This window comes from Streptomyces sp. Xyl84, assembly GCF_059731885.1.
This window is the reverse complement of the sequence record NZ_AP029182.1, coordinates 1,962,632-1,984,573: the sequence shown is the minus strand read 5'-3', so window position 1 is coordinate 1,984,573 and position 21,942 is coordinate 1,962,632. Positions and strand designations below refer to the sequence as shown.

The following is a 21,942-nucleotide window of genomic DNA, read 5'->3' as shown; positions in this document are numbered from 1 at the left end:
GGCGCCCCCGGTCGGCAACACTTCGGTCGGCAACCCCATCGGTCTTAAGGAAGCAAGAGATGAGCAAGCTGCGCGTGGCGGTCCTCGGTGCCCGGGGCCGTATCGGTTCGGAGGCCGTACGGGCGGTGGAGGCCGCCGAGGACATGGAGCTGGTCGCCGCCCTCGGCCGGGGCGACGGGCTGGAGACCCTCACCGAGAGCGGCGCCCAGGTCGCCGTCGAGCTGACCACTCCGGCCTCGGTCATGGACAACCTCGACTTCTGCGTCCGCAACGGCATCCACGCCGTGGTCGGCACCACCGGCTGGAGCGACGACCGCCTCGCGCAGCTGAGGGGCTGGCTCGACCGGTCCCCGTCCACCGGCGTGCTCATCGCCCCGAACTTTTCCATCGGGGCCGTCCTCACCATGAAGTTCGCCCAGCTCGCCGCGCCGTACTTCGAGTCCGTCGAGGTCGTCGAGCTGCACCACCCCAACAAGGTCGACGCCCCCAGCGGCACGGCCACGCGCACCGCCCAGCTCATCGCCGAGGCCCGCGCCAAGGCCGGTACGGCCCCGGCGCCGGACGCCACCGCGACCGCGCTGGACGGCGCCCGCGGCGCCGACGTCGACGGCGTGCCGGTGCACGCGGTGCGGCTGCGCGGCCTGCTCGCCCACCAGGAGGTCCTGCTGGGCGGCGAGGGCGAGACGCTCACCATCCGCCACGACTCGCTCCACCACAGCAGCTTCATGCCGGGCATCCTGCTCGGCGCGCGCCGCGTGGTGACCACTCCGGGCCTGACCTTCGGCCTGGAGCACTTCCTCGACCTGAACTGAGCCCCGAGCCCATGCGCGCGAAGATCACCTACCTCGTCACGGCCGCCGTCCTCGTCTTCTACTTCGTCCTGGTCGGCAGCCGCGGCGTCCTGCTCATCGAGTCCGGCACGCTCGTGACGGTCACCTTCGGGGTCGCCGTGCTGATCCTGCCGGTGATCGGCCTGTGGTTCCTGTGGAAGAACACCCAGTTCGTCCGCAACGCCAACCGGCTCGCCGCCGAACTCGACGCCGAGGGCGGCCTGCCCGTCGACGAACTCGAGCGCACGCCCAGCGGGCGCATCGACCGGGACTCGGCCGACGAGGTCTTCGCCAGGCGCAAGGCCGAGACGGAGGACGCCCCCGACGACTGGCGCACCTGGTTCCGCCTGGCCGTCGCCTACCACGACGCCCGCGACACGCCTCGCGCCCGCAAGGCGATGCAGCGCGCGATCGCCCTGCACGACGGCAAGCCCGTCCAGGTGGCCTGAGCACGGCGCAGGACCACCGTCCGCCCGCCCCGGGCGCGTACGCCCGGGGCGGGTTCCGGTTCAGCGGGGCCGGTACTCCTCGGCCCACGCCTCCACCATGTCCGCCGCGCGGTCGAACGCCGTCACGCGGCCCAGGAAGTCGGCGTTGTGCGTGGTCAGCAGGGGCGGCGCGGACTCCTGGGGCCGGCCCCTGCGGCCGAGCAGCAGCGCCTGGCCCTGCACCGTCCGCGGCAGGCCGAGCCAGCGCACCGGCTGCTGCACCGTGCGGACACTGACGACCTGTGCCCACGGCGTCGTACGGGTGATCAGGAAGCTGACGTGCCGCAGTCCGCGCGCACCGACCCACACGCCCATGCGCAGCAGCCGCAGTGCCACGGCGACCACGACGAGACCCACGCCGAGACAGGCCGCGCCGCCCGCCACCGCGCCGGTCAGCGCGATCACGACCGCCGAGAGCAGCACGAACGAGGCGACCAGCAGCACCAGTGCGGCCACGCCCACCCGCCAGGGGCCGGGCCGGTAGGGGCGCCGCCAGCGCTCGCGGTCGTCGAACGGCAGCGCGACGTCGTCCGCTGCGTCGAAGGCGCGGTCGGCCGTCAGGAAGGGCAGGGGCACGGCGGTTCCTCACTCAATCCACGCGGGGGCTGTGCCCGGTGAGGCTATCCGGCTGTGTCGTCGCTCACCACTCGCGGGGGTCCAGGTGAGTGGCCGGACCTTTCGCCGCCTGTCTCAGCGCCCGTGCGAGGCCTGCTGCGTCTGCGTGGGGGAGTGGGAGGTCGCCAGCGCGGGCATCCCCACGACCAGGGAGCCCACGAGGCCCGCCACGATGGTCAGGCCCAGCAGACAGCGCCCGGCTATCTGGGCCGCCGACGCCCGCCGCCGGGGCGGGGGAGTGACATTGCTGCGGAACCGGTCGGCCTCGGCGACGAAGGCGAACGGGACGGGCTCACGCCGACGGAACATCGCGGGTACGGCTCCCTTCGGGGTCGGGGTGTTCGGGCCGGACGGTTCGGAGGGTGGGAACGAACGGACCGGGGGTCGAACGGGCGTGTCTCACTCATACAGACGCATGAGTGTCCCGAAAGGTGCCCATTTCCGGAAATTGACCGGGACCCGAGTGCGGACGAGGACAGGAGGGGCCGCCCACGTAGAGTGGGCGCCGCCCGTCAGACGTGAAGGAAGGGACTCCCCGCACCGTGACCGACACCCCCGCCGACGACCTGAAGCCGAGCTTCCGCAGCGATGTCACCGTCGAGCTGGTCAAGCACACCGCGTCGGACACCGACGTGCTCTTCGCGGCCCGCGTCTCGACCATCGGCGAGCAGTCCCTGGACGAGCTGGACAAGGACCCGGAGCGCTCCCGGGGCCTGATCAACTACCTGATGCGGGACCGGCACGGCAGCCCCTTCGAGCACAACTCGATGACCTTCCTCATCAGCGCGCCGATCTTCGTCTTCCGTGAGTTCATGCGGCACCGCGTCGGCTGGTCCTACAACGAGGAGTCCGGCCGCTACCGGGAGCTGCAGCCCGTCTTCTACGTGCCCGACGCCTCGCGCAAGCTCGTCCAGGAGGGCCGCCCCGGCAAGTACCGCTTCGTCGAGGGCACCCAGGGCCAGCAGGAACTGGTCGGCCGGGTCATGGAGGACTCCTACCGGCAGGCGTACGAGGCCTACCAGGAGATGCTCGCCGCCGGCGTCGCCCGCGAGGTCGCCCGCGCGGTCCTCCCCGTCGGCCTGTTCTCCTCCATGTACGCCACCTGCAACGCCCGCTCGCTGATGCACTTCCTCGGCCTGCGCACCCAGCACGAACTGGCCAAGGTGCCGTCCTTCCCGCAGCGGGAGATCGAGATGGTCGGTGAGCGGATGGAGGCCGAGTGGGCGAAGCTCATGCCCCTCACCTACGCCGCCTTCAACGCCAACGGCCGGGTCGCGCCGTAGGCCCTGTCCGGCACGCGCCCCCGTCCCGCCGCGGGGGCGGGACCAGGGACAGATGTACGGATCAGCCATGCGAAGTGTCCGTATTGCGGCATTTATGGAAGTTATCTAGCCTGATCGAACGGACCCGGCACTGCTTGAACCCCCGAGCAGGCAGTGCCGGGCTCCACCTTTGTCACGACTTGTCGGCCGCCCCGAGGGCAGACCCCGCCCTGAGCAACGAGTAGCGTGTTACCCATGGCTCCGACCTCGACTCCGCAGACCCCCTTCGGGCGGGTCCTCACCGCCATGGTCACGCCCTTCACGGCGGACGGCGCACTCGACCTCGACGGCGCGCAGCGGCTCGCCGCCCACCTGGTGGACGCAGGCAACGACGGCCTGGTCGTCAACGGCACCACCGGCGAGTCCCCCACCACCAGCGATGCGGAGAAATCGGAGCTGGTACGCGCGGTCGTGGCGGCCGTCGGAGACCGGGCCCACGTGGTGGCCGGCGTCGGCACCAACGACACCCACCACAGCATCGAACTGGCCCGCGCCGCCGAGCAGGCCGGCGCGCACGGCCTGCTGACCGTCACGCCGTACTACAACAAGCCCCCGCAGGAGGGCCTGTACCGGCACTTCACGGCCGTCGCCGACGCGACCGGCCTGCCCGTCATGCTCTACGACATCCCCGGCCGCAGCGGCGTCCCGATCAACACGGAGACGATCGTCCGCCTCGCCGAGCACCCCAGGATCGTCGCCAACAAGGACGCCAAGGGCGACCTCGGCCGCGCGAGCTGGGCCATCGCCCGCTCCGGCCTCGCCTGGTACTCCGGCGACGACATGCTGAACCTGCCGCTGCTCTCGGTCGGCGCGGTCGGCTTCGTCTCGGTCGTCGGCCACCTCGTCACCCCCGACCTGCGCGCCCTCATCGAGGCCTACACCTCCGGTGACGTGCAGAAGGCCACCGAGATCCACCAGAAGCTGCTGCCCGTCTACACCGGCATGTTCCGCACCCAGGGCGTCATGACCACCAAGGCCGCGCTCGCCCTGCGGGGCCTGCCCGGCGGGCCGCTGCGGCTGCCCATGGTCGAGCTGGCGCCCGAGGAGACCGAACAGCTCAAGATCGATCTTGCCGCCGGCGGGGTACAGCTCTGACAACGAGACTTCGCGAGGTCCCTCGCACCGCCCGGCTCCACCCGGAACCACACCCGGGAACCGGGCACCACAACTGAACAAGCACGAAACCGCAGGCCACCGGTGCCTGCACGCCACAACGACAACTGCTTCTGCACGAACGTCACGCGCGCCACGTGCCACCGGTACGTGGCGCGCGTGGTGAGGAGGGTCTTTTGAGTCATCCGCATCCTGAACTCGCGCCGCCCCCGCCGCTCGCCGACGGAGGCCTCCGCGTCACCCCGCTCGGCGGCCTCGGGGAGATCGGCCGCAACATGACGGTCTTCGAGTACGACGGACGCCTGCTGATCGTCGACTGCGGAGTGCTCTTCCCCGAGGAGGAGCAGCCCGGAATCGACCTGATCCTGCCGGACTTCTCGTCCATCCGGGACCGCCTCGACGACATCGAGGGCATCGTCCTCACGCACGGCCACGAGGACCACATCGGCGGCGTCCCCTACCTCCTGCGGGAGAAGCCGGACATCCCCCTGATCGGCTCCAAGCTGACCCTCGCGCTCATCGAGGCCAAGCTCCAGGAGCACCGCATCCGCCCCTACACCCTCGAGGTCGTGGAGGGGAACCGGGAGCGCATCGGGCCCTTCGACTGCGAGTTCGTCGCGGTCAACCACTCCATCCCGGACGCGCTGGCCGTCGCCATCCGCACACCCGCCGGCATGGTGGTCCACACCGGCGACTTCAAGATGGACCAGCTCCCGCTGGACCGCCGGCTCACCGACCTGCACGCGTTCGCACGGCTGAGCGAAGAGGGCATCGACCTCCTCCTCGCCGACTCCACCAACGCCGAGGTGCCGGGATTCGTCCCGCCCGAGCGGGACATCTCCGGTGTGCTGCGCCAGGTCTTCGCCGGCGCCCGCAAGAGGATCATCGTGGCGAGCTTCGCCAGCCACGTCCACCGCATCCAGCAGATCCTGGACGCCGCCCACGAGTACGGCCGCCGGGTCGCCTTCGTCGGCCGCTCCATGGTCCGCAACATGGGCATCGCCCGGGACCTCGGCTACCTGAAGGTGCCGCCGGGCCTGGTGGTGGACGTCCGCACGCTCGACGACCTGCCCGACCACGAGGTGGTCCTCGTCTGCACGGGCTCGCAGGGCGAACCGATGGCCGCCCTCTCCCGCATGGCCAACCGGGACCACCAGATCCGCATCGTCGAGGGCGACACGGTGATCCTGGCCTCCTCGCTGATCCCCGGCAACGAGAACGCGGTGTACCGGGTCATCAACGGCCTGACCCGCTGGGGCGCCGACGTCGTCCACAAGGGCAACGCCAAGGTGCACGTCTCGGGCCACGCCTCGGCCGGCGAACTGCTGTACTTCTACAACATCTGCCGGCCCAGGAACCTGATGCCGGTCCACGGCGAATGGCGCCACCTGCGCGCCAACGCCGAACTGGGCGCGATGACCGGCGTTCCGCACGACCGGATCGTCATCGCGGAGGACGGCGTGACCGTCGACCTCGTCGAGGGCAAGGCCAAGATCTCCGGCAAGGTCCAGGCCGGTTACGTCTACGTCGACGGGCTCTCCGTCGGCGACGTGGGCGAGCCCGCCCTGAAGGACCGCAAGATCCTCGGGGACGAGGGCATCATCTCGGTGTTCGTGGTGGTCGACTCCACGACCGGCAAGGTCACCGGCGGCCCGCACATCCAGGCCCGCGGCTCGGGCATCGAGGACTCCGCGTTCGGTGCGGTCATCCCGAAGATCGCGGAGTCCCTGGAGAAGTCCGCCCAGGAAGGCATCGCCGACTCCCACCAGTTGCAGCAGCTCATCCGCCGCACGCTGGGCAAGTGGGTCTCGGACACCTACCGGCGCCGGCCGATGATCCTCCCGGTCGTCGTGGAGGTCTGACGGACCGTACGACTGTCCTACGGCAGCTCGTACGCGCGAACTGGTGGCGGGGCGCCTCGATTTGCATCGAGGCGCCCCGCTCCAGTACGTTTACGGCTCCGCCAGGACGGGAACCCGGAACGCCTCGTGCGCACCGGAGGACGTTCCCGGAGAGGTGGAAAATCCGACTCAGAACTTCTGATAAAGTCGGAACCGCCGGAAAGGGAAACGCGAAGCGAAAGCGGAGCGGGAACCTGGAAAGCACCGAGGAAATCGGATCGGAAAGATCTGATAGAGTCGGAAACGCAAGACCGAAGGGAAGCGCCCGGAGGAAAGCCCGAGAGGGTGAGTACAAAGGAAGCGTCCGTTCCTTGAGAACTCAACAGCGTGCCAAAAGTCAACGCCAGATATGTTGATACCCCGTCCGTCGGAATCATCCGATGGTCGAGGTTCCTTTGAAAAAACACAGCGAGGACGCTGTGAACCAGGAGAACATTCCTTCTCCTGGTTCCGCTCTCGTGGTGTTGCACCGGATTACCGGTAAACATTCACGGAGAGTTTGATCCTGGCTCAGGACGAACGCTGGCGGCGTGCTTAACACATGCAAGTCGAACGATGAACCACTTCGGTGGGGATTAGTGGCGAACGGGTGAGTAACACGTGGGCAATCTGCCCTGCACTCTGGGACAAGCCCTGGAAACGGGGTCTAATACCGGATATGAGTCTCCAAGGCATCTTGGAGGCTGTAAAGCTCCGGCGGTGCAGGATGAGCCCGCGGCCTATCAGCTTGTTGGTGAGGTAACGGCTCACCAAGGCGACGACGGGTAGCCGGCCTGAGAGGGCGACCGGCCACACTGGGACTGAGACACGGCCCAGACTCCTACGGGAGGCAGCAGTGGGGAATATTGCACAATGGGCGAAAGCCTGATGCAGCGACGCCGCGTGAGGGATGACGGCCTTCGGGTTGTAAACCTCTTTCAGCAGGGAAGAAGCGAAAGTGACGGTACCTGCAGAAGAAGCGCCGGCTAACTACGTGCCAGCAGCCGCGGTAATACGTAGGGCGCAAGCGTTGTCCGGAATTATTGGGCGTAAAGAGCTCGTAGGCGGCTTGTCACGTCGGTTGTGAAAGCCCGGGGCTTAACCCCGGGTCTGCAGTCGATACGGGCAGGCTAGAGTTCGGTAGGGGAGATCGGAATTCCTGGTGTAGCGGTGAAATGCGCAGATATCAGGAGGAACACCGGTGGCGAAGGCGGATCTCTGGGCCGATACTGACGCTGAGGAGCGAAAGCGTGGGGAGCGAACAGGATTAGATACCCTGGTAGTCCACGCCGTAAACGGTGGGCACTAGGTGTGGGCGACATTCCACGTCGTCCGTGCCGCAGCTAACGCATTAAGTGCCCCGCCTGGGGAGTACGGCCGCAAGGCTAAAACTCAAAGGAATTGACGGGGGCCCGCACAAGCGGCGGAGCATGTGGCTTAATTCGACGCAACGCGAAGAACCTTACCAAGGCTTGACATACACCGGAAAACCCTGGAGACAGGGTCCCCCTTGTGGTCGGTGTACAGGTGGTGCATGGCTGTCGTCAGCTCGTGTCGTGAGATGTTGGGTTAAGTCCCGCAACGAGCGCAACCCTTGTCCCGTGTTGCCAGCAGGCCCTTGTGGTGCTGGGGACTCACGGGAGACCGCCGGGGTCAACTCGGAGGAAGGTGGGGACGACGTCAAGTCATCATGCCCCTTATGTCTTGGGCTGCACACGTGCTACAATGGCCGGTACAATGAGCTGCGATACCGTGAGGTGGAGCGAATCTCAAAAAGCCGGTCTCAGTTCGGATTGGGGTCTGCAACTCGACCCCATGAAGTCGGAGTCGCTAGTAATCGCAGATCAGCATTGCTGCGGTGAATACGTTCCCGGGCCTTGTACACACCGCCCGTCACGTCACGAAAGTCGGTAACACCCGAAGCCGGTGGCCCAACCCCTTGTGGGAGGGAGCTGTCGAAGGTGGGACTGGCGATTGGGACGAAGTCGTAACAAGGTAGCCGTACCGGAAGGTGCGGCTGGATCACCTCCTTTCTAAGGAGCACTTCTAGGCCGCTTCGGCGGTCCAGGGGCCAGTACATCAGCGAATGTCTGATGCTGGTTGCTCATGGGTGGAACGTTGACTACTCGGCACGGTCCAGGATGGGCCAGGCGCTAGTACTGCTCTTCGGAGCGTGGAACGCTGATCTGGACGGCTGGTCGTGTCGGGCACGCTGTTGGGTGTCTGAGGGTGCGAGCGTTGCTCGTCCTTCGGGATGCCGGCCCCAGTGCACTCGGGATGTTGTTCCCGGGGTGATGGGTGGTTGGTCGTTGTTTGAGAACTGCACAGTGGACGCGAGCATCTGTGGCCAAGTTTTTAAGGGCGCACGGTGGATGCCTTGGCACCAGGAACCGATGAAGGACGTGGGAGGCCACGATAGTCCCCGGGGAGTCGTCAACCAGGCTTTGATCCGGGGGTTTCCGAATGGGGAAACCCGGCAGTCGTCATGGGCTGTCACCCGCTGCTGAACACATAGGCAGTGTGGAGGGAACGCGGGGAAGTGAAACATCTCAGTACCCGCAGGAAGAGAAAACAACCGTGATTCCGGGAGTAGTGGCGAGCGAAACCGGATGAGGCCAAACCGTATGCGTGTGAGACCCGGCAGGGGTTGCGTATACGGGGTTGTGGGATCTCTCTTTCACAGTCTGCCGGCTGTGAGACGAGTCAGAAACCGTTGATGTAGGCGAAGGACATGCGAAAGGTCCGGCGTAGAGGGTAAGACCCCCGTAGTCGAAACGTCAGCGGCTCGTTTGAGAGACACCCAAGTAGCACGGGGCCCGAGAAATCCCGTGTGAATCTGGCGGGACCACCCGCTAAGCCTAAATATTCCCTGGTGACCGATAGCGGATAGTACCGTGAGGGAATGGTGAAAAGTACCCCGGGAGGGGAGTGAAATAGTACCTGAAACCGTGTGCCTACAAGCCGTGGGAGCGTCGGAATGTGCTTGCACATTCTCGTGACTGCGTGCCTTTTGAAGAATGAGCCTGCGAGTTTGCGGTGTGTTGCGAGGTTAACCCGGGTGGGGTAGCCGTAGCGAAAGCGAGTCCGAACAGGGCGTTTCAGTAGCACGCTCAAGACCCGAAGCGGAGTGATCTAGCCATGGGCAGGTTGAAGCGGAGGTAAGACTTCGTGGAGGACCGAACCCACCAGGGTTGAAAACCTGGGGGATGACCTGTGGTTAGGGGTGAAAGGCCAATCAAACTCCGTGATAGCTGGTTCTCCCCGAAATGCATTTAGGTGCAGCGTCGTGTGTTTCTTGCCGGAGGTAGAGCACTGGATAGGCGATGGGCCCTACCGGGTTACTGACCTTAGCCAAACTCCGAATGCCGGTAAGTGAGAGCGCGGCAGTGAGACTGTGGGGGATAAGCTCCATGGTCGAGAGGGAAACAGCCCAGAGCATCGACTAAGGCCCCTAAGCGTACGCTAAGTGGGAAAGGATGTGGAGTCGCAGAGACAACCAGGAGGTTGGCTTAGAAGCAGCCACCCTTGAAAGAGTGCGTAATAGCTCACTGGTCTAGTGATTCCGCGCCGACAATGTAGCGGGGCTCAAGCGTACCGCCGAAGTCGTGTCATTCACACAATAGGGCCAACGCCTGTGTGGATGGGTAGGGGAGCGTCGTCTGCCGGGTGAAGCAGCACCGGAAGGTAGTTGTGGACGGTTGACGAGTGAGAATGCAGGCATGAGTAGCGATTCACACGTGAGAAACGTGTGCGCCGATTGACTAAGGGTTCCTGGGTCAAGCTGATCTGCCCAGGGTAAGTCGGGACCTAAGGCGAGGCCGACAGGCGTAGTCGATGGATAACCGGTTGATATTCCGGTACCCGCTGTGAAGCGTCAAACATCGAGCATCGTGATGCTAAGGCCGTGAAGCCGCCCTGATCTCTTCGGAGTTGAGGGGAGTGGTGGAGCCGCCGGCCCAAGCGGTTAGTAGGTGAGTGATGGGGTGACGCAGGAAGGTAGTCCATCCCGGGCGGTGGTTGTCCCGGGGTAAGGGTGTAGGCCGCAAGGTAGGTAAATCCGCCTTGCATTCGGCTGAGACCTGATGCCGAGCCGATTGTGGTGAAGTGGATGATCCTATGCTGTCGAGAAAAGCCTCTAGCGAGTTTCATGGCGGCCCGTACCCTAAACCGACTCAGGTGGTCAGGTAGAGAATACCGAGGCGTTCGGGTGAACTATGGTTAAGGAACTCGGCAAAATGCCCCCGTAACTTCGGGAGAAGGGGGGCCACACCTGGTGAGAGCACTTGCTGTTCGAGCTGGGGGTGGCCGCAGAGACCAGCGAGAAGCGACTGTTTACTAAAAACACAGGTCCGTGCGAAGCCGTAAGGCGATGTATACGGACTGACGCCTGCCCGGTGCTGGAACGTTAAGGGGACCGGTTAGCTTCATTTCGGTGGGGCGAAGCTGAGAACTTAAGCGCCAGTAAACGGCGGTGGTAACTATAACCATCCTAAGGTAGCGAAATTCCTTGTCGGGTAAGTTCCGACCTGCACGAATGGCGTAACGACTTCTCGACTGTCTCAACCATAGGCCCGGTGAAATTGCACTACGAGTAAAGATGCTCGTTTCGCGCAGCAGGACGGAAAGACCCCGGGACCTTTACTACAGTTTGATATTGGTGTTCGGTTCGGCTTGTGTAGGATAGCTGGGAGACTTTGAAGCATGCACGCCAGTGTGTGTGGAGTCGTCGTTGAAATACCAGTCTGGTCGTGCTGGATGTCTAACCTGGGTCCGTGATCCGGATCAGGGACAGTGTCTGATGGGTAGTTTAACTGGGGCGGTTGCCTCCTAAAGGGTAACGGAGGCGCCCAAAGGTTCCCTCAGCCTGGTTGGCAATCAGGTGTTGAGTGTAAGTGCACAAGGGAGCTTGACTGTGAGACCGACGGGTCGAGCAGGGACGAAAGTCGGGACTAGTGATCCGGCGGTGGCTTGTGGAAGCGCCGTCGCTCAACGGATAAAAGGTACCCCGGGGATAACAGGCTGATCTTCCCCAAGAGTCCATATCGACGGGATGGTTTGGCACCTCGATGTCGGCTCGTCGCATCCTGGGGCTGGAGTCGGTCCCAAGGGTTGGGCTGTTCGCCCATTAAAGCGGTACGCGAGCTGGGTTTAGAACGTCGTGAGACAGTTCGGTCCCTATCCGCTGTGCGCGTAGGAGTCTTGAGAAGGGCTGTCCCTAGTACGAGAGGACCGGGACGGACGAACCTCTGGTGTGCCAGTTGTTCTGCCAAGGGCATGGCTGGTTGGCTACGTTCGGGAGGGATAACCGCTGAAAGCATCTAAGCGGGAAGCCTGCTTCGAGATGAGGACTCCCACCCACTTGATGGGGTAAGGCTCCCAGTAGACGACTGGGTTGATAGGCCGGATCTGGAAGCACGGTAACGTGTGGAGGTGACCGGTACTAATAGGCCGAGGGCTTGTCCTCAGTTGCTCGCGTCCACTGTGTTGGTTCTGAAACCACGAACAACCCCATGCCAGGTTATGGTGTGGTGCGGTTGACAGTTTCATAGTGTTTCGGTGGTCATAGCGTGAGGGAAACGCCCGGTTACATTCCGAACCCGGAAGCTAAGCCTTACAGCGCCGATGGTACTGCAGGGGGGACCCTGTGGGAGAGTAGGACACCGCCGAACAATCATTCAAAGGGTTGGACCTGGAACTTCGGTTCCGGGTCCAACCCTTTTTTGTTTCCCGTCACTTGACGTTCACGTTGCCGGAGCAGCATCCGCCGCATGGGTACTGCTGCTCTGCTCAGAGCCGCCGGCGTAGGAGTCGGTGATGAGGTCGTCGTTCCGGCGTTCGGCAATGTCGAGGTGGCCGAGGCGGCCGTCCAGGTGGGTGCGCTGCCGGTGTTCGCCGACATAGACCCCGCGACCTACTGCCTCGACCCGTCCGCCGTCGAAGCGGCCATAACTCCCCGGACCGCGGCCGTCGTTGCCGTCCACCGCTTCGGCCGGACCGCGGACCTCGCGGGGCTGCGCGGGGTCGGACGGCGGCACGGGCTGCTCGTGCTGGAGCACGCCGAGTCCGAGGCGCCGTACGACGAGAGGGCGCGGCGCAGGGAGCGTGCGGCCTATCTGGACGCCAGGCTGCGGGGGGTGCGGACGCCCGACGGGGGCGACGGACACGCCTACCAGCAGTACGTGGTGCGGGTGCCGGGCAACGGCCGGCCCGACCGTGACGCCTTCGCAAGGGCCGTACGGGCGAAGGGAGTCGACTGCCGGGTGCCGGTGAAGACACCCGTGCACCGGCTGCCCGAGTTCCGGCGCTGCGTGTCCCTGCCGGAGACCGAGCGGGCCGCCGGGGACACCCTGGCGCTGCCGGTGGACGCCTCGCTGACGCGGCGCGAGATGCAGCGGATCGTGGCCGTCTGCAATGCGCTCGGCGGTCCGGTCGTGGTTGGGAGCACGGCCGTGTTCGGGGTATGATCTATTCCGTTGCCGCGGGGGAAACCCCGAAAGGGCGACAGGCCCCTATAGCTCAGTCGGCAGAGCGTCTCCATGGTAAGGAGAAGGTCAACGGTTCGATTCCGTTTGGGGGCTCCGAGACGAAAGACCCCGCCCTTCCGGGCGGGGTCTTTCGCATGTCCGGGGCAGGTCGCCGGCCTCAGTCGGTCAGGACCTCCGGGACCCGCATGGCCAGGATCGCCATGTCGTCGGACGGCGCGTCCGAGGCGAAGCGCTCCACGGCGCGCATGATGCGGGCGGCGACCGCGCCCGCAGTCAGGCCCGTGCAGGTGGTGAGGACGTCCGCGAGGCCGTCGTCGCCCAGCATGCGCGTGCCCTCGCGGCGCTCGGTGACGCCGTCGGTGACACAGAGAAGGACGTCGCCCGGGTCCAGCGTGACCGACTGCTCGTACAGCTCCAGGTCCTCCATGACGCCGAGCAGCGGCTGCGGTTCCGCGGCGGGCTCGACCGTGCCGTCCTGGCGCAGGCGCAGCGGCAGCGGGTGGCCGGCGCAGACGACCTTCAAGTGCGCGCTGCCGTCCTCCTGGGGCCACAACTCGCCGTACAGGAGCGTGAGGAAGCGGCTGCGGGCGCCCTCGTCGAGGATCGCGGAGTTCAGGCGCTCCAGTACGGCCGGGCCGCCGTAGCCCTCACGGGCCAGCAGGCGCAGCGCGTGCCGGGCCAGGCCCGTGACGGCCGCCGCCTCCGGGCCCGTACCGCAGACGTCGCCGATGGCGAAGCCGTAGGCGCCGTCGCGGATGGGGAAGAGGTCGTAGAAGTCGCCGCCGACCTCGTTGCCCTCGCCGGCCGCGCGGTAGATGACGTCGACCTCGACGCCGTCGACCTGCGGGAGTCCCGGCGGCAGGAGGCTGCGCTGGAGGGACTGGCTGATGGCCGTGCGCTCGGAGTACAGGCGGGCGTTGTCCAGGGCGAGGGCGGCGCGGCGGCTGAGGTCCTCGGCGAGTTCCAGGATCTCCTGACGGAAGTGTTCGTCGGTGGGCTTGCCGAGGGTGAGCATGCCGATCACGCGGTTGCGGGCCACCAGGGGCAGGACGACCGTCTCGCCGCCGACGGCGGAGGCCGTGGCGAGGGTCGGGCCGATGGTCGTACCGATGCGGTGGTCGGAGTCGCCGAGGCTGAGGCTGCGCATGGAACTGCGCAGGGCCGCCTGGTGGGCGGCCTCGCCGGGGGCGGACCAGACGCGGGCCCCGGGCGTCGGCACCGGGTCGGGCGGGGCGATCTTCGACAGCAGGGACTTGATGCCGTCGATCAGCTCCTCGTCCTCGTGCAGGACGTAGGACAGGTAGGGCTCGGAGGCCTGGTCGGCGATCGTGTAGACGGCGCACCAGGTGGCCAGGGTGGGGACCGTCATCTGGGCCATCAGGGCGAGGGTCTGGTCGCGGTCGAGGGTGCCCGCCAGCAGGTCGGAGGCCTCGACGAGGAAGCTCAGCGAACCGCGGCGCAGCCGCTCCAGCTCGCCCAGGCGGGCCGATTCGACGGCCAGGGCGATGCGGTCGGCGGCGAACTGCAGGCGCAGCGCCTCCTCGTTGGAGTACCGGCCGGCTCCTTCGGCCGCGACGCCCAGGGAGCCGGTGAGACGGCCCTCGACCTTGAGCGGGACGGTGACGACGGAGCGCATGCCGGTACCGCCGAGCAGGGGGACGGCGCCGGGGGCGGCGGTCAGGTCGTCGTGGACGGCGGGCATCCGGGCCGAGCCGTAGCGGCCGGGACCGGCCTCGACGGGGACGCGCGCGAAGCGCTGGCGCGCGGAGGGCAGGCCCGTGGAGGCGCGGACCTCCAGTTCCGTCTCGTCGTCGGTGGCCAGGAGCAGGAAGGCGGCGTCGCCGTCGAGCATGTCGCGGGCGCGTTCCACCGTGCGCTGCAGGAGCCCGTCGAGGTCGTCGGGGGCGGGGGAGCCGATGAAGACCTCGAAGGGGTCGGCGCCGTCGGAGGACGTGCTCTTGGTGTCGTTGCTCGCGGGGGTGCGCAGCGGGGTCTGCAGGACGGCGCGCTCGTGGTCGCGTACCAGGAGGCAGACCGTGGAGGGTTCGCCGCCGGTGTCGCGGACGCGGAGATGGGAGGCGTAGACCGGGATGACGCGGCCGTGGGCGCCGCGGACGCCGTAGCTGCCCTCCCAGCGGGAGAGCCGGAGCGCCTCGGCGATGCCGGTGCCGGTGCCGGGCGTGTGCGGCCAGGCGGCGAGATCGGTGAGGGGCTTGCCGGTGACCTGCTCGGCGGCGTAGCCGAAGAGTTCCTCGGCGTCCTCGTTCCAGGCGGTGATGGCGCCGCCGCGGTCGATCTGGACGACGGCCACGCGGACCCGGCCGTCGGCGACCGGAAGGAGTTCGGCGGGCAGCGAGGGGCCCGCGGTGCGGGTGCCGACCGGGCGTTCGGGAAGGTCCAGCTGGAACCAGACGTTCTTGTGCGTGGGGGTGTACTCCACGCCCCAGCGGCCGGCCAGGGCCGCGCACAGCTGGAGGCCGCGGCCGCCCTCGCGGTCGGGGCTGCCCATGGAGACCGCGGCGCTCTGCAGCGGGACCTCGCGTTCGGGATAGCGGTCGGCGACCTCGATCCGCACCCCGTGGTCACTGCGCAGGCACAGGACGTCCGCGGCGGTGCCCGCGTGGACGACGGCGTTGGTCACCAGTTCGCTGGTGAGGACGACGGCGTCGTCGACGACGTCAGCGAAGCCCCATCCCTGGAGCGTGTCGCGGACGAAGGACCGGGCGGTCGCGACCGATCGCCCCAGGGGCTCGAAGCTGGCGGCCGCGCGCGCGGTGATCACAGAACTCCTCGTCCGGTTGTCTTGCAGCTCTCGGAGGCCGTCCGGCTCGCCCCGCTGCTCCGGCAGCTGGGGGCCCTCGGGCCCCGTCGGCCGCGGCTCCGGGGACTGTCCCGGGGGGATCACTCCGGTGGTCATGTGTGAGGCCGCCCTCCGATGCCCGCTCGTTCCGTGCCACCGCCCAGGCCGGACGGACCGGCTCGGCTGGACAGCCGCATGCAAGGTTACTTACCTTCGCCGTCCGTGCGGATGCCGGTCACCACTGATTTCGCCCGGAGGGTGTGCGGACGGTGTGCGAAGCTGCCGAACTGTTATGGCCTGGTTCGGTGGGGGTGAAACACTGGGCAGGCTTCTGTCGACGGTACGGGCAGGCCGAGTGCGGTCTTCCCGTGCGGGGCAGCAGCACCTCGTGCGGCCTGGTGGTAGCGGGCGGTAACGACGCAGCAGTGACGGTCGATCCCTGCGGGAGGGACACAGTGGAGTCTGGCGCAGCGACGCGGAGCACGAAGACGCGCGCGAAAGGCGGACAGTCCGGCCAGTCCCCGAGCAGCCGGCGCACGCCGCGGGGCGCGACCACGGTGGTCGACACGGCCGCACTGAACCGGCTCCTGGCGGCGCTGGCGGGGATGCGGGACGGGAACTTCCGCAAGCGGCTCACGGTGTCCGGGGACGGCGTGATGTCGGAGATCGCCGCGGTCTTCAACGAGGTGGCCGACCGCAATCTGCATCTGACGGGCGAGCTGGCGCGGGTGCGGCGCATGGTGGGACGTGAGGGAAAGCTCACGGAGCGGCTGGAGACCGGTGCCTGTGAGGGCTCCTGGGCGGCCGCGATCGAGAACTCCAACGCCCTGGTCGACGATCTCGTGCGGCCCGTCTCCGAGGTCGGCCGGGTGCTGTCCGCGGTCGCCGAGGGCGATCTGTCCCCGCGGATGGAGCTGCGCACGCAGGTGACGGACGGTGCCGGGCATCCGCTGCGCGGCGAGTTCCTGAAGGTCGGGCGGACCGTCAACAATCTGGTGGACCAGCTCTCCACGTTCACCGACGAGGTCACGCGCGTGGCCAGCGAGGTGGGCACCGAGGGCAAGCTGGGCGGTCAGGCGCGGGTGCGGGGCCTGTCGGGGTCCTGGAAGGACCTCACGGACTCCGTCAACACGATGGCGTCCCGGCTGACGGCGCAGGTGCGCGACATCGCGCTGGTGACGACGGCGGTGGCCAAGGGCGACCTGTCCCGGAAGGTCACCGTGGACGTCGCCGGCGAGATGCTGGAGCTGAAGAACACCGTCAACACGATGGTCGACCAGCTGTCCGCCTTCTCCTCGGAGGTGACGCGGGTCGCCCGTGAGGTGGGCACCGACGGCATCCTGGGCGGCCAGGCGCACGTGCCGGGGGTGGACGGCACCTGGAAGGAACTCACCGACTCGGTGAACCTGATGGCCGGCAACCTGACGGCCCAGGTGCGCGGGATCGCGCAGGTGACGACGGCCGTGGCCAACGGTGACCTGTCGCAGAAGGTGACCGTCCCGGCGCGCGGTGAGGTCGCGCGGCTGGCCGAGACGATCAACCAGATGACCGAGACGCTGCGGATCTTCGCGGACGAGGTCACCCGCGTGGCCAACGAGGTCGGCGCGGAAGGGCGCCTGGGCGGTCAGGCGATCGTGCCGGGCGTGGCCGGGACGTGGAAGGACCTGACGGACTCCGTCAACACGGTGTTCCGGAACCTGACCACGCAGGTGCGGGACATCGCCGCGGTGACGACGGCGGTCGCCAGCGGTGACCTGTCGCAGAAGGTCACCGTGGATGTGGCCGGTGAGATGCTGGAGCTGAAGAACACCGTCAACACGATGGTCGACCAGCTCTCGGCGTTCGGTGCCGAGGTCACGCGGGTGGCGCGGGAGATCGGTGTCGAGGGTGAGCTGGGCGGCCAGGCGCAGGTGCCGGGTGCGGCGGGCACGTGGAAGGACCTCACCGACTCCGTCAACACGGCGTTCCGCAACCTCACCGGACAGGTGAGGAACATCGCGCAGGTGACGACGGCCGTGGCCAACGGTGACCTGTCGCAGAAGGTCACCGTGGACGTCTCCGGGGAGATGCTCCAGCTGAAGAACACCGTCAACACGATGGTGGACCAGCTGTCCTCGTTCGCCGACCAGGTGACCCGGATGGCCCGGGACGTGGGCACGGAGGGCCGGCTGGGCGGCCAGGCGCGCGTGGACGGCGTGTCGGGCACCTGGAAGGAACTGACCGACTCCGTCAACTCCATGGCGTCGAACCTGACCGGTCAGGTGAGGAACATCGCCCAGGTGACGACGGCGGTGGCCCGCGGTGACCTCTCGCAGAAGATCGACGTCGACGCGCGCGGGGAGATCCTGGAGCTGAAGAACACCATCAACACGATGGTCGACCAGCTCTCCGCCTTCGCCGACCAGGTGACCAAGGTGGCCCGCGAGGTGGGCACCGAGGGCCGCCTGGGCGGTCAGGCGCAGGTGCCGGGCGTCGCGGGCGTGTGGCGGGACCTCACCGACTCGGTGAACGGCATGGCGGGCAACCTCACCTCCCAGGTGCGCAACATCGCGCAGGTCGCCACCGCCGTGGCCCGCGGTGACCTCTCCCAGAAGATCACCGTGGACGCGCGCGGGGAGATCCAGGAGCTGAAGAACACCCTGAACACGATGGTGGACCAGCTCTCCTCGTTCGCCCAGGAGGTCACCCGCGTGGCCCGCGAGGTGGGCACCGAGGGCATCCTGGGCGGCCAGGCCGAGGTCCAGGGGGTGGCGGGCACCTGGAAGGACCTGACCCAGTCCGTGAACTTCATGGCGAACAACCTGACCATCCAGGTCCGCAACATCGCCGAGGTCACCACCGCGGTCGCCAAGGGCGACCTGTCGAAGAAGATCACCGTCGACGCCAAGGGCGAGATCCTGGAGCTGGTCACCACCGTCAACACGATGGTCGACCAGCTGTCGTCCTTCGCCGAGCAGGTCACCCGGGTCGCCCGCGAGGTGGGCACGGAGGGCATCCTGGGCGGCCAGGCGCACGTGCCGGGCGTGGTCGGCATCTGGAAGGACCTCAGCGACAACGTCAACCTGATGGCCAACAACCTCACCATGCAGGTGCGCAACATCTCCCAGGTCGCCGCGGCGGTCGCCAACGGCGACCTGACGCGGACGGTGACGATCGAGGCGCGCGGCGAGGTGGCGCAGCTCGCCGACACCTTCAACACGATGGTGAAGACGCTGAGTTCGTTCGCCGACCAGGTCACCAAGGTGGCCCGCGAGGTGGGCACGGACGGCATCCTGGGCGGGCAGGCGTACGTCCCGGGGGTGGCCGGCACCTGGAAGGACCTCACCGAGTCGGTGAACCAGATGGCGTCCAACCTGACCGGTCAGGTGCGCAACATCGCCATGGTGACGACCGCCATCGCCAAGGGCGATCTGACGAAGAAGATCGACATCGACGCGCGCGGGGAGATCCTGGAGCTGAAGACGACCATCAACACGATGGTGGACCAGCTCTCGTCCTTCGCCGAGGAGGTCACCCGGGTGGCCCGCGAGGTGGGCACCGAGGGGCAGCTCGGCGGGCAGGCGCGGGTGCGGGACGTCGACGGCACCTGGCGCGACCTGACCGAGTCGGTCAACGAGATGGCCGGGAACCTGACCCGGCAGGTGCGTGCCATCGCGCGCGTGGCGACCGCCGTGACCCGCGGCGACCTCAACCTGAAGATCGACGTCGACGCCTCCGGCGAGATCCAGGAACTGCAGGACTACATCAACAAGATGATCGCCAACCTGCGCGACACCACGATCGCCAACAAGGAGCAGGACTGGCTCAAGGGCAACCTGGCCCGCATCTCCGCGCTGATGCAGGGCCGCCGCGACCTCCAGGACGTGGCCTCGCTGATCATGAGCGAGCTGACGCCGGTCGTCTCCGCCCAGCACGGCGCCTTCTTCGTCGCCGTGCCCCGGGCCGACGACAAGGACTTCGCCGACGACCCGGAGAACGCCTACGAGCTACGGATGCTCGGCTCCTACGGCTACTCGATGGGGTCCATGCCGACCTCGTTCCGGCCGGGTGAGGCGCTGATCGGGACGGCCGCGCAGGAGAAGCGCACGATCCTGGTGGAGCGGGCGCCCAGCGGCTACCTGAAGATCTCCTCCGGGCTCGGCGAGGCGCCGCCCGCGCAGGTGATCGTGCTGCCGGTGCTGTTCGAGGGCAAGGTGCTCGGCGTGATCGAACTGGCCTCCTTCACGCCGTTCACGCACATCCAGAAGGACTTCCTCAACCAGATCGCGGAGATGATCGCCACCAGCGTCAACACCATCTCCGTCAACACCAAGACCGAGCAGCTGCTGAAACAGTCCCAGGAGCTGACCGAGCAGTTGCGGCTGCGCTCGGAGGAGCTGGAGCAGCGGCAGAAGGCCCTCCAGGCGTCCAACGCCGAACTGGAGGAGAAGGCCGAGCTGCTGGCCCAGCAGAACCGCGACATCGAGGCGAAGAACTCCGAGATCGAGGAGGCGCGGCAGGTCCTGGAGGAGCGCGCCGAACAGCTCGCGGTCTCCATGCGCTACCGCAGCGAGTTCCTGGCGAACATGTCGCACGAGCTGCGCACGCCGCTGAACTCCCTGCTGATCCTGGCCAAGCTGCTCGCCGACAACGCGGAGGGGAACCTCTCGCCGAAGCAGGTGGAGTTCGCCGAGACGATCCACGGCGCGGGGTCCGACCTGCTCCAGCTGATCAACGACATCCTGGACCTGGCGAAGGTCGAGGCGGGCAAGATGGACGTCTCCCCGACGCGTATCGCGCTCGTCGAGCTGATCGACTACGTCGAGGCCACCTTCCGGCCGCTGACCGCGGAGAAGGGCCTGGACCTGTCGGTGCGGGTGTCGCCGGAACTGCCCGCCACACTGCACACCGACGAGCAGCGGCTGCTCCAGGTGCTGCGCAACCTGCTGTCCAACGCGGTGAAGTTCACCGACTCCGGGTCGGTCGAACTCGTCATCCGTCCCGCGCGCGGGGACGTGCCGCAGGCGATCCGGGAGCAGTTGCTGGAGGCCGGCTCGCTGACCGATCCGGACACGGAGATGATCGCGTTCTCGGTGACCGACACCGGCATCGGCATCGCGGCCAGCAAGATGGGCGTGATCTTCGAGGCGTTCAAGCAGGCCGACGGCACCACCAGCCGCAAGTACGGCGGGACGGGCCTCGGGCTGTCCATCTCGCGGGAGATCGCGCAGCTGCTCGGCGGTGAGATCCACGCCCAGAGCGAGCCCGGCCGCGGTTCCACGTTCACCCTCTACCTGCCGCTGCACCCGGGCGAGTTGCCGCCGCACGGCTACCAGCAGCCGGTGACGGGCCTGGACGCCGACGACCTGGCGGCCGGCGGTGAGCCGCACCTGGCGGAGCGGCCCGGCGTCTCGCACGCCTCCGAGCTGACGGCCGCACAGGTCGAGACGCCGGCGGAGGTGAAGTCGTACCAGGAGACGCAGAACGGCGCCGCCGCGCTGTTCCGGCGCCGCCGCAGGGCGCTGCCCGCCGCCGAGCGGCAGGGGCACGAGGACCGGCACGAGCAGTGGCCGGCCCGGGAGGCCGGGCAGCCCGACGGGGCGCCGCAGGGGAGCCGGGACGTCCGGTTCGGCGGCGAGAAGGTGCTCATCGTCGACGACGACATCCGCAACGTCTTCGCGCTGACCAGCGTCCTGGAACAGCACGGCCTGTCGGTGCTGTACGCCGAGAACGGCCGCGAGGGCATCGAGGTCCTGGAACAGCACGACGACGTGGCGGTCGTCCTGATGGACATCATGATGCCCGAGATGGACGGGTACGCGACGACCACGGCGATCCGCAGGATGCCGCAGTTCGCCGGGCTGCCGATCATCGCGCTGACCGCGAAGGCGATGAAGGGAGACCGGGAGAAGGCGATCGAGTCGGGCGCCTCCGACTACGTGACCAAGCCGGTCGACCCCGATCACCTGCTGGGCGTGATGCGGCAGTGGATGAGCGAGGAGTGAGGCACCGGCCCCGGGGCCGGCGCGGCTGGGGCCGCGGTGGATGCGCGGGGCTCGCGGTGACCGCGGCTCGGTGCTGCGGCTCGCGGTGACCGGGGCTCGGCGTGGCCGGGCCCGGGGTGACCGGGAACCGGGCTTTTGGCGGGGGCCGGGGTCCGGGGCGATCCATCAGAGCCGCGGTGGGCCCGCCGGGGCCTCGGGGTGGTCGGGAGCCGGACTTCGGCGGGCGCAGGGGGCCGGGCGGCCGGCCCCGCGGTGGGTGCCCAGGCCCGAAACGCCCCGCTTTCTGGTGGCCGCCGGAGACCGGAGTGATCCGGTTTCCGGTTCGGGGAACCTTTCGCAGGCGCGCGAAGTTGTTGACTCAGGGTGCGCGATGCCGTGTAGAGGTGCGGGATTCGGGGAACCTTCTGGTCTCCTGCCGCGTTTCT

At 67.5% G+C, this 21,942-nt stretch carries 10 protein-coding genes, 1 tRNA gene and 3 rRNA genes; 11 read left to right on the top strand and 3 right to left on the bottom strand.

Going from position 1 to position 21,942, the window contains the following annotated elements:
• Positions 1 to 59: 59 nt before the first annotated feature.
• Both dapB and AC6I72_RS08395 read left to right on the top strand, forming a co-directional pair.
• Entirely contained in the window at positions 60 to 812 is a 753-nt protein-coding gene (gene dapB, locus AC6I72_RS08400) for a 4-hydroxy-tetrahydrodipicolinate reductase (protein WP_498000235.1), read from the top strand.
• Positions 813 to 823: 11 nt separating this feature from the next.
• A complete protein-coding gene (locus tag AC6I72_RS08395) occupies positions 824 to 1,279 on the top strand; it encodes a hypothetical protein (protein WP_498000234.1) in 456 nt (151 codons plus the stop codon).
• A gap of 60 nt (positions 1,280 to 1,339) precedes the next feature.
• On the opposite strand, the gene AC6I72_RS08390 is transcribed toward AC6I72_RS08395, so the two are convergent.
• Together AC6I72_RS08390 and AC6I72_RS08385 are read right to left on the bottom strand one after the other, a co-directional pair.
• Entirely contained in the window at positions 1,340 to 1,894 is a 555-nt protein-coding gene (locus AC6I72_RS08390; protein WP_498000233.1) for an SCO5741 family PH domain-containing membrane protein, read from the bottom strand.
• A gap of 114 nt (positions 1,895 to 2,008) precedes the next feature.
• On the bottom strand, positions 2,009 to 2,242 hold the full coding sequence (locus AC6I72_RS08385; protein ID WP_498000232.1) for a hypothetical protein: 234 nt from the start codon (positions 2,240 to 2,242) through the stop codon (positions 2,009 to 2,011).
• Between the two features lie 233 nt (positions 2,243 to 2,475).
• Between AC6I72_RS08385 and thyX the strand changes: the two genes are divergently transcribed.
• The 8 genes from thyX to AC6I72_RS08345 all read left to right on the top strand — a co-directional run bounded on the left by thyX (position 2,476) and on the right by AC6I72_RS08345 (position 12,826).
• On the top strand, positions 2,476 to 3,216 hold the full coding sequence (gene thyX, locus AC6I72_RS08380) for an FAD-dependent thymidylate synthase (protein WP_498000231.1): 741 nt from the start codon (positions 2,476 to 2,478) through the stop codon (positions 3,214 to 3,216).
• Positions 3,217 to 3,450: 234 nt separating this feature from the next.
• Positions 3,451 to 4,350, top strand: a complete 900-nt coding sequence (dapA, locus tag AC6I72_RS08375) for a 4-hydroxy-tetrahydrodipicolinate synthase (protein ID WP_037861968.1) — start codon at positions 3,451 to 3,453, stop codon at positions 4,348 to 4,350.
• Positions 4,351 to 4,544: 194 nt separating this feature from the next.
• Positions 4,545 to 6,230, top strand: coding sequence for a ribonuclease J (locus AC6I72_RS08370; RefSeq protein WP_498000230.1), 1,686 nt, complete (start codon positions 4,545 to 4,547; stop codon positions 6,228 to 6,230).
• Between the two features lie 526 nt (positions 6,231 to 6,756).
• Positions 6,757 to 8,281 (top strand): 16S ribosomal RNA (locus AC6I72_RS08365).
• A gap of 312 nt (positions 8,282 to 8,593) precedes the next feature.
• Positions 8,594 to 11,712, top strand: a 23S ribosomal RNA gene (locus AC6I72_RS08360).
• Between the two features lie 88 nt (positions 11,713 to 11,800).
• Positions 11,801 to 11,917 (top strand): 5S ribosomal RNA (rrf, locus tag AC6I72_RS08355).
• The 16S, 23S and 5S rRNA genes sit together here, the layout of an rRNA operon.
• Positions 11,918 to 12,016: 99 nt before the next feature.
• Positions 12,017 to 12,712, top strand: a complete 696-nt coding sequence (locus AC6I72_RS08350; RefSeq protein WP_498000229.1) for a DegT/DnrJ/EryC1/StrS family aminotransferase — start codon at positions 12,017 to 12,019, stop codon at positions 12,710 to 12,712.
• A 41-nt stretch (positions 12,713 to 12,753) separates the two neighbouring features.
• Positions 12,754 to 12,826 (top strand) — tRNA-Thr (locus AC6I72_RS08345).
• Positions 12,827 to 12,890: 64 nt separating this feature from the next.
• Here the strand turns inward: AC6I72_RS08345 and AC6I72_RS08340 are convergent.
• A complete protein-coding gene (locus AC6I72_RS08340) occupies positions 12,891 to 15,650 on the bottom strand; it encodes a SpoIIE family protein phosphatase (protein ID WP_498000228.1) in 2,760 nt (919 codons plus the stop codon).
• 338 nt (positions 15,651 to 15,988) lie between these two features.
• Here AC6I72_RS08340 and AC6I72_RS08335 point away from each other — a divergent pair, with 338 nt between their 5' ends.
• Positions 15,989 to 21,517 (top strand): HAMP domain-containing protein, encoded by a 5,529-nt coding sequence (locus AC6I72_RS08335; protein WP_498000227.1) that lies wholly within the window; start codon positions 15,989 to 15,991, stop codon positions 21,515 to 21,517.
• The last annotated feature ends 425 nt before the right edge of the window (positions 21,518 to 21,942 follow it).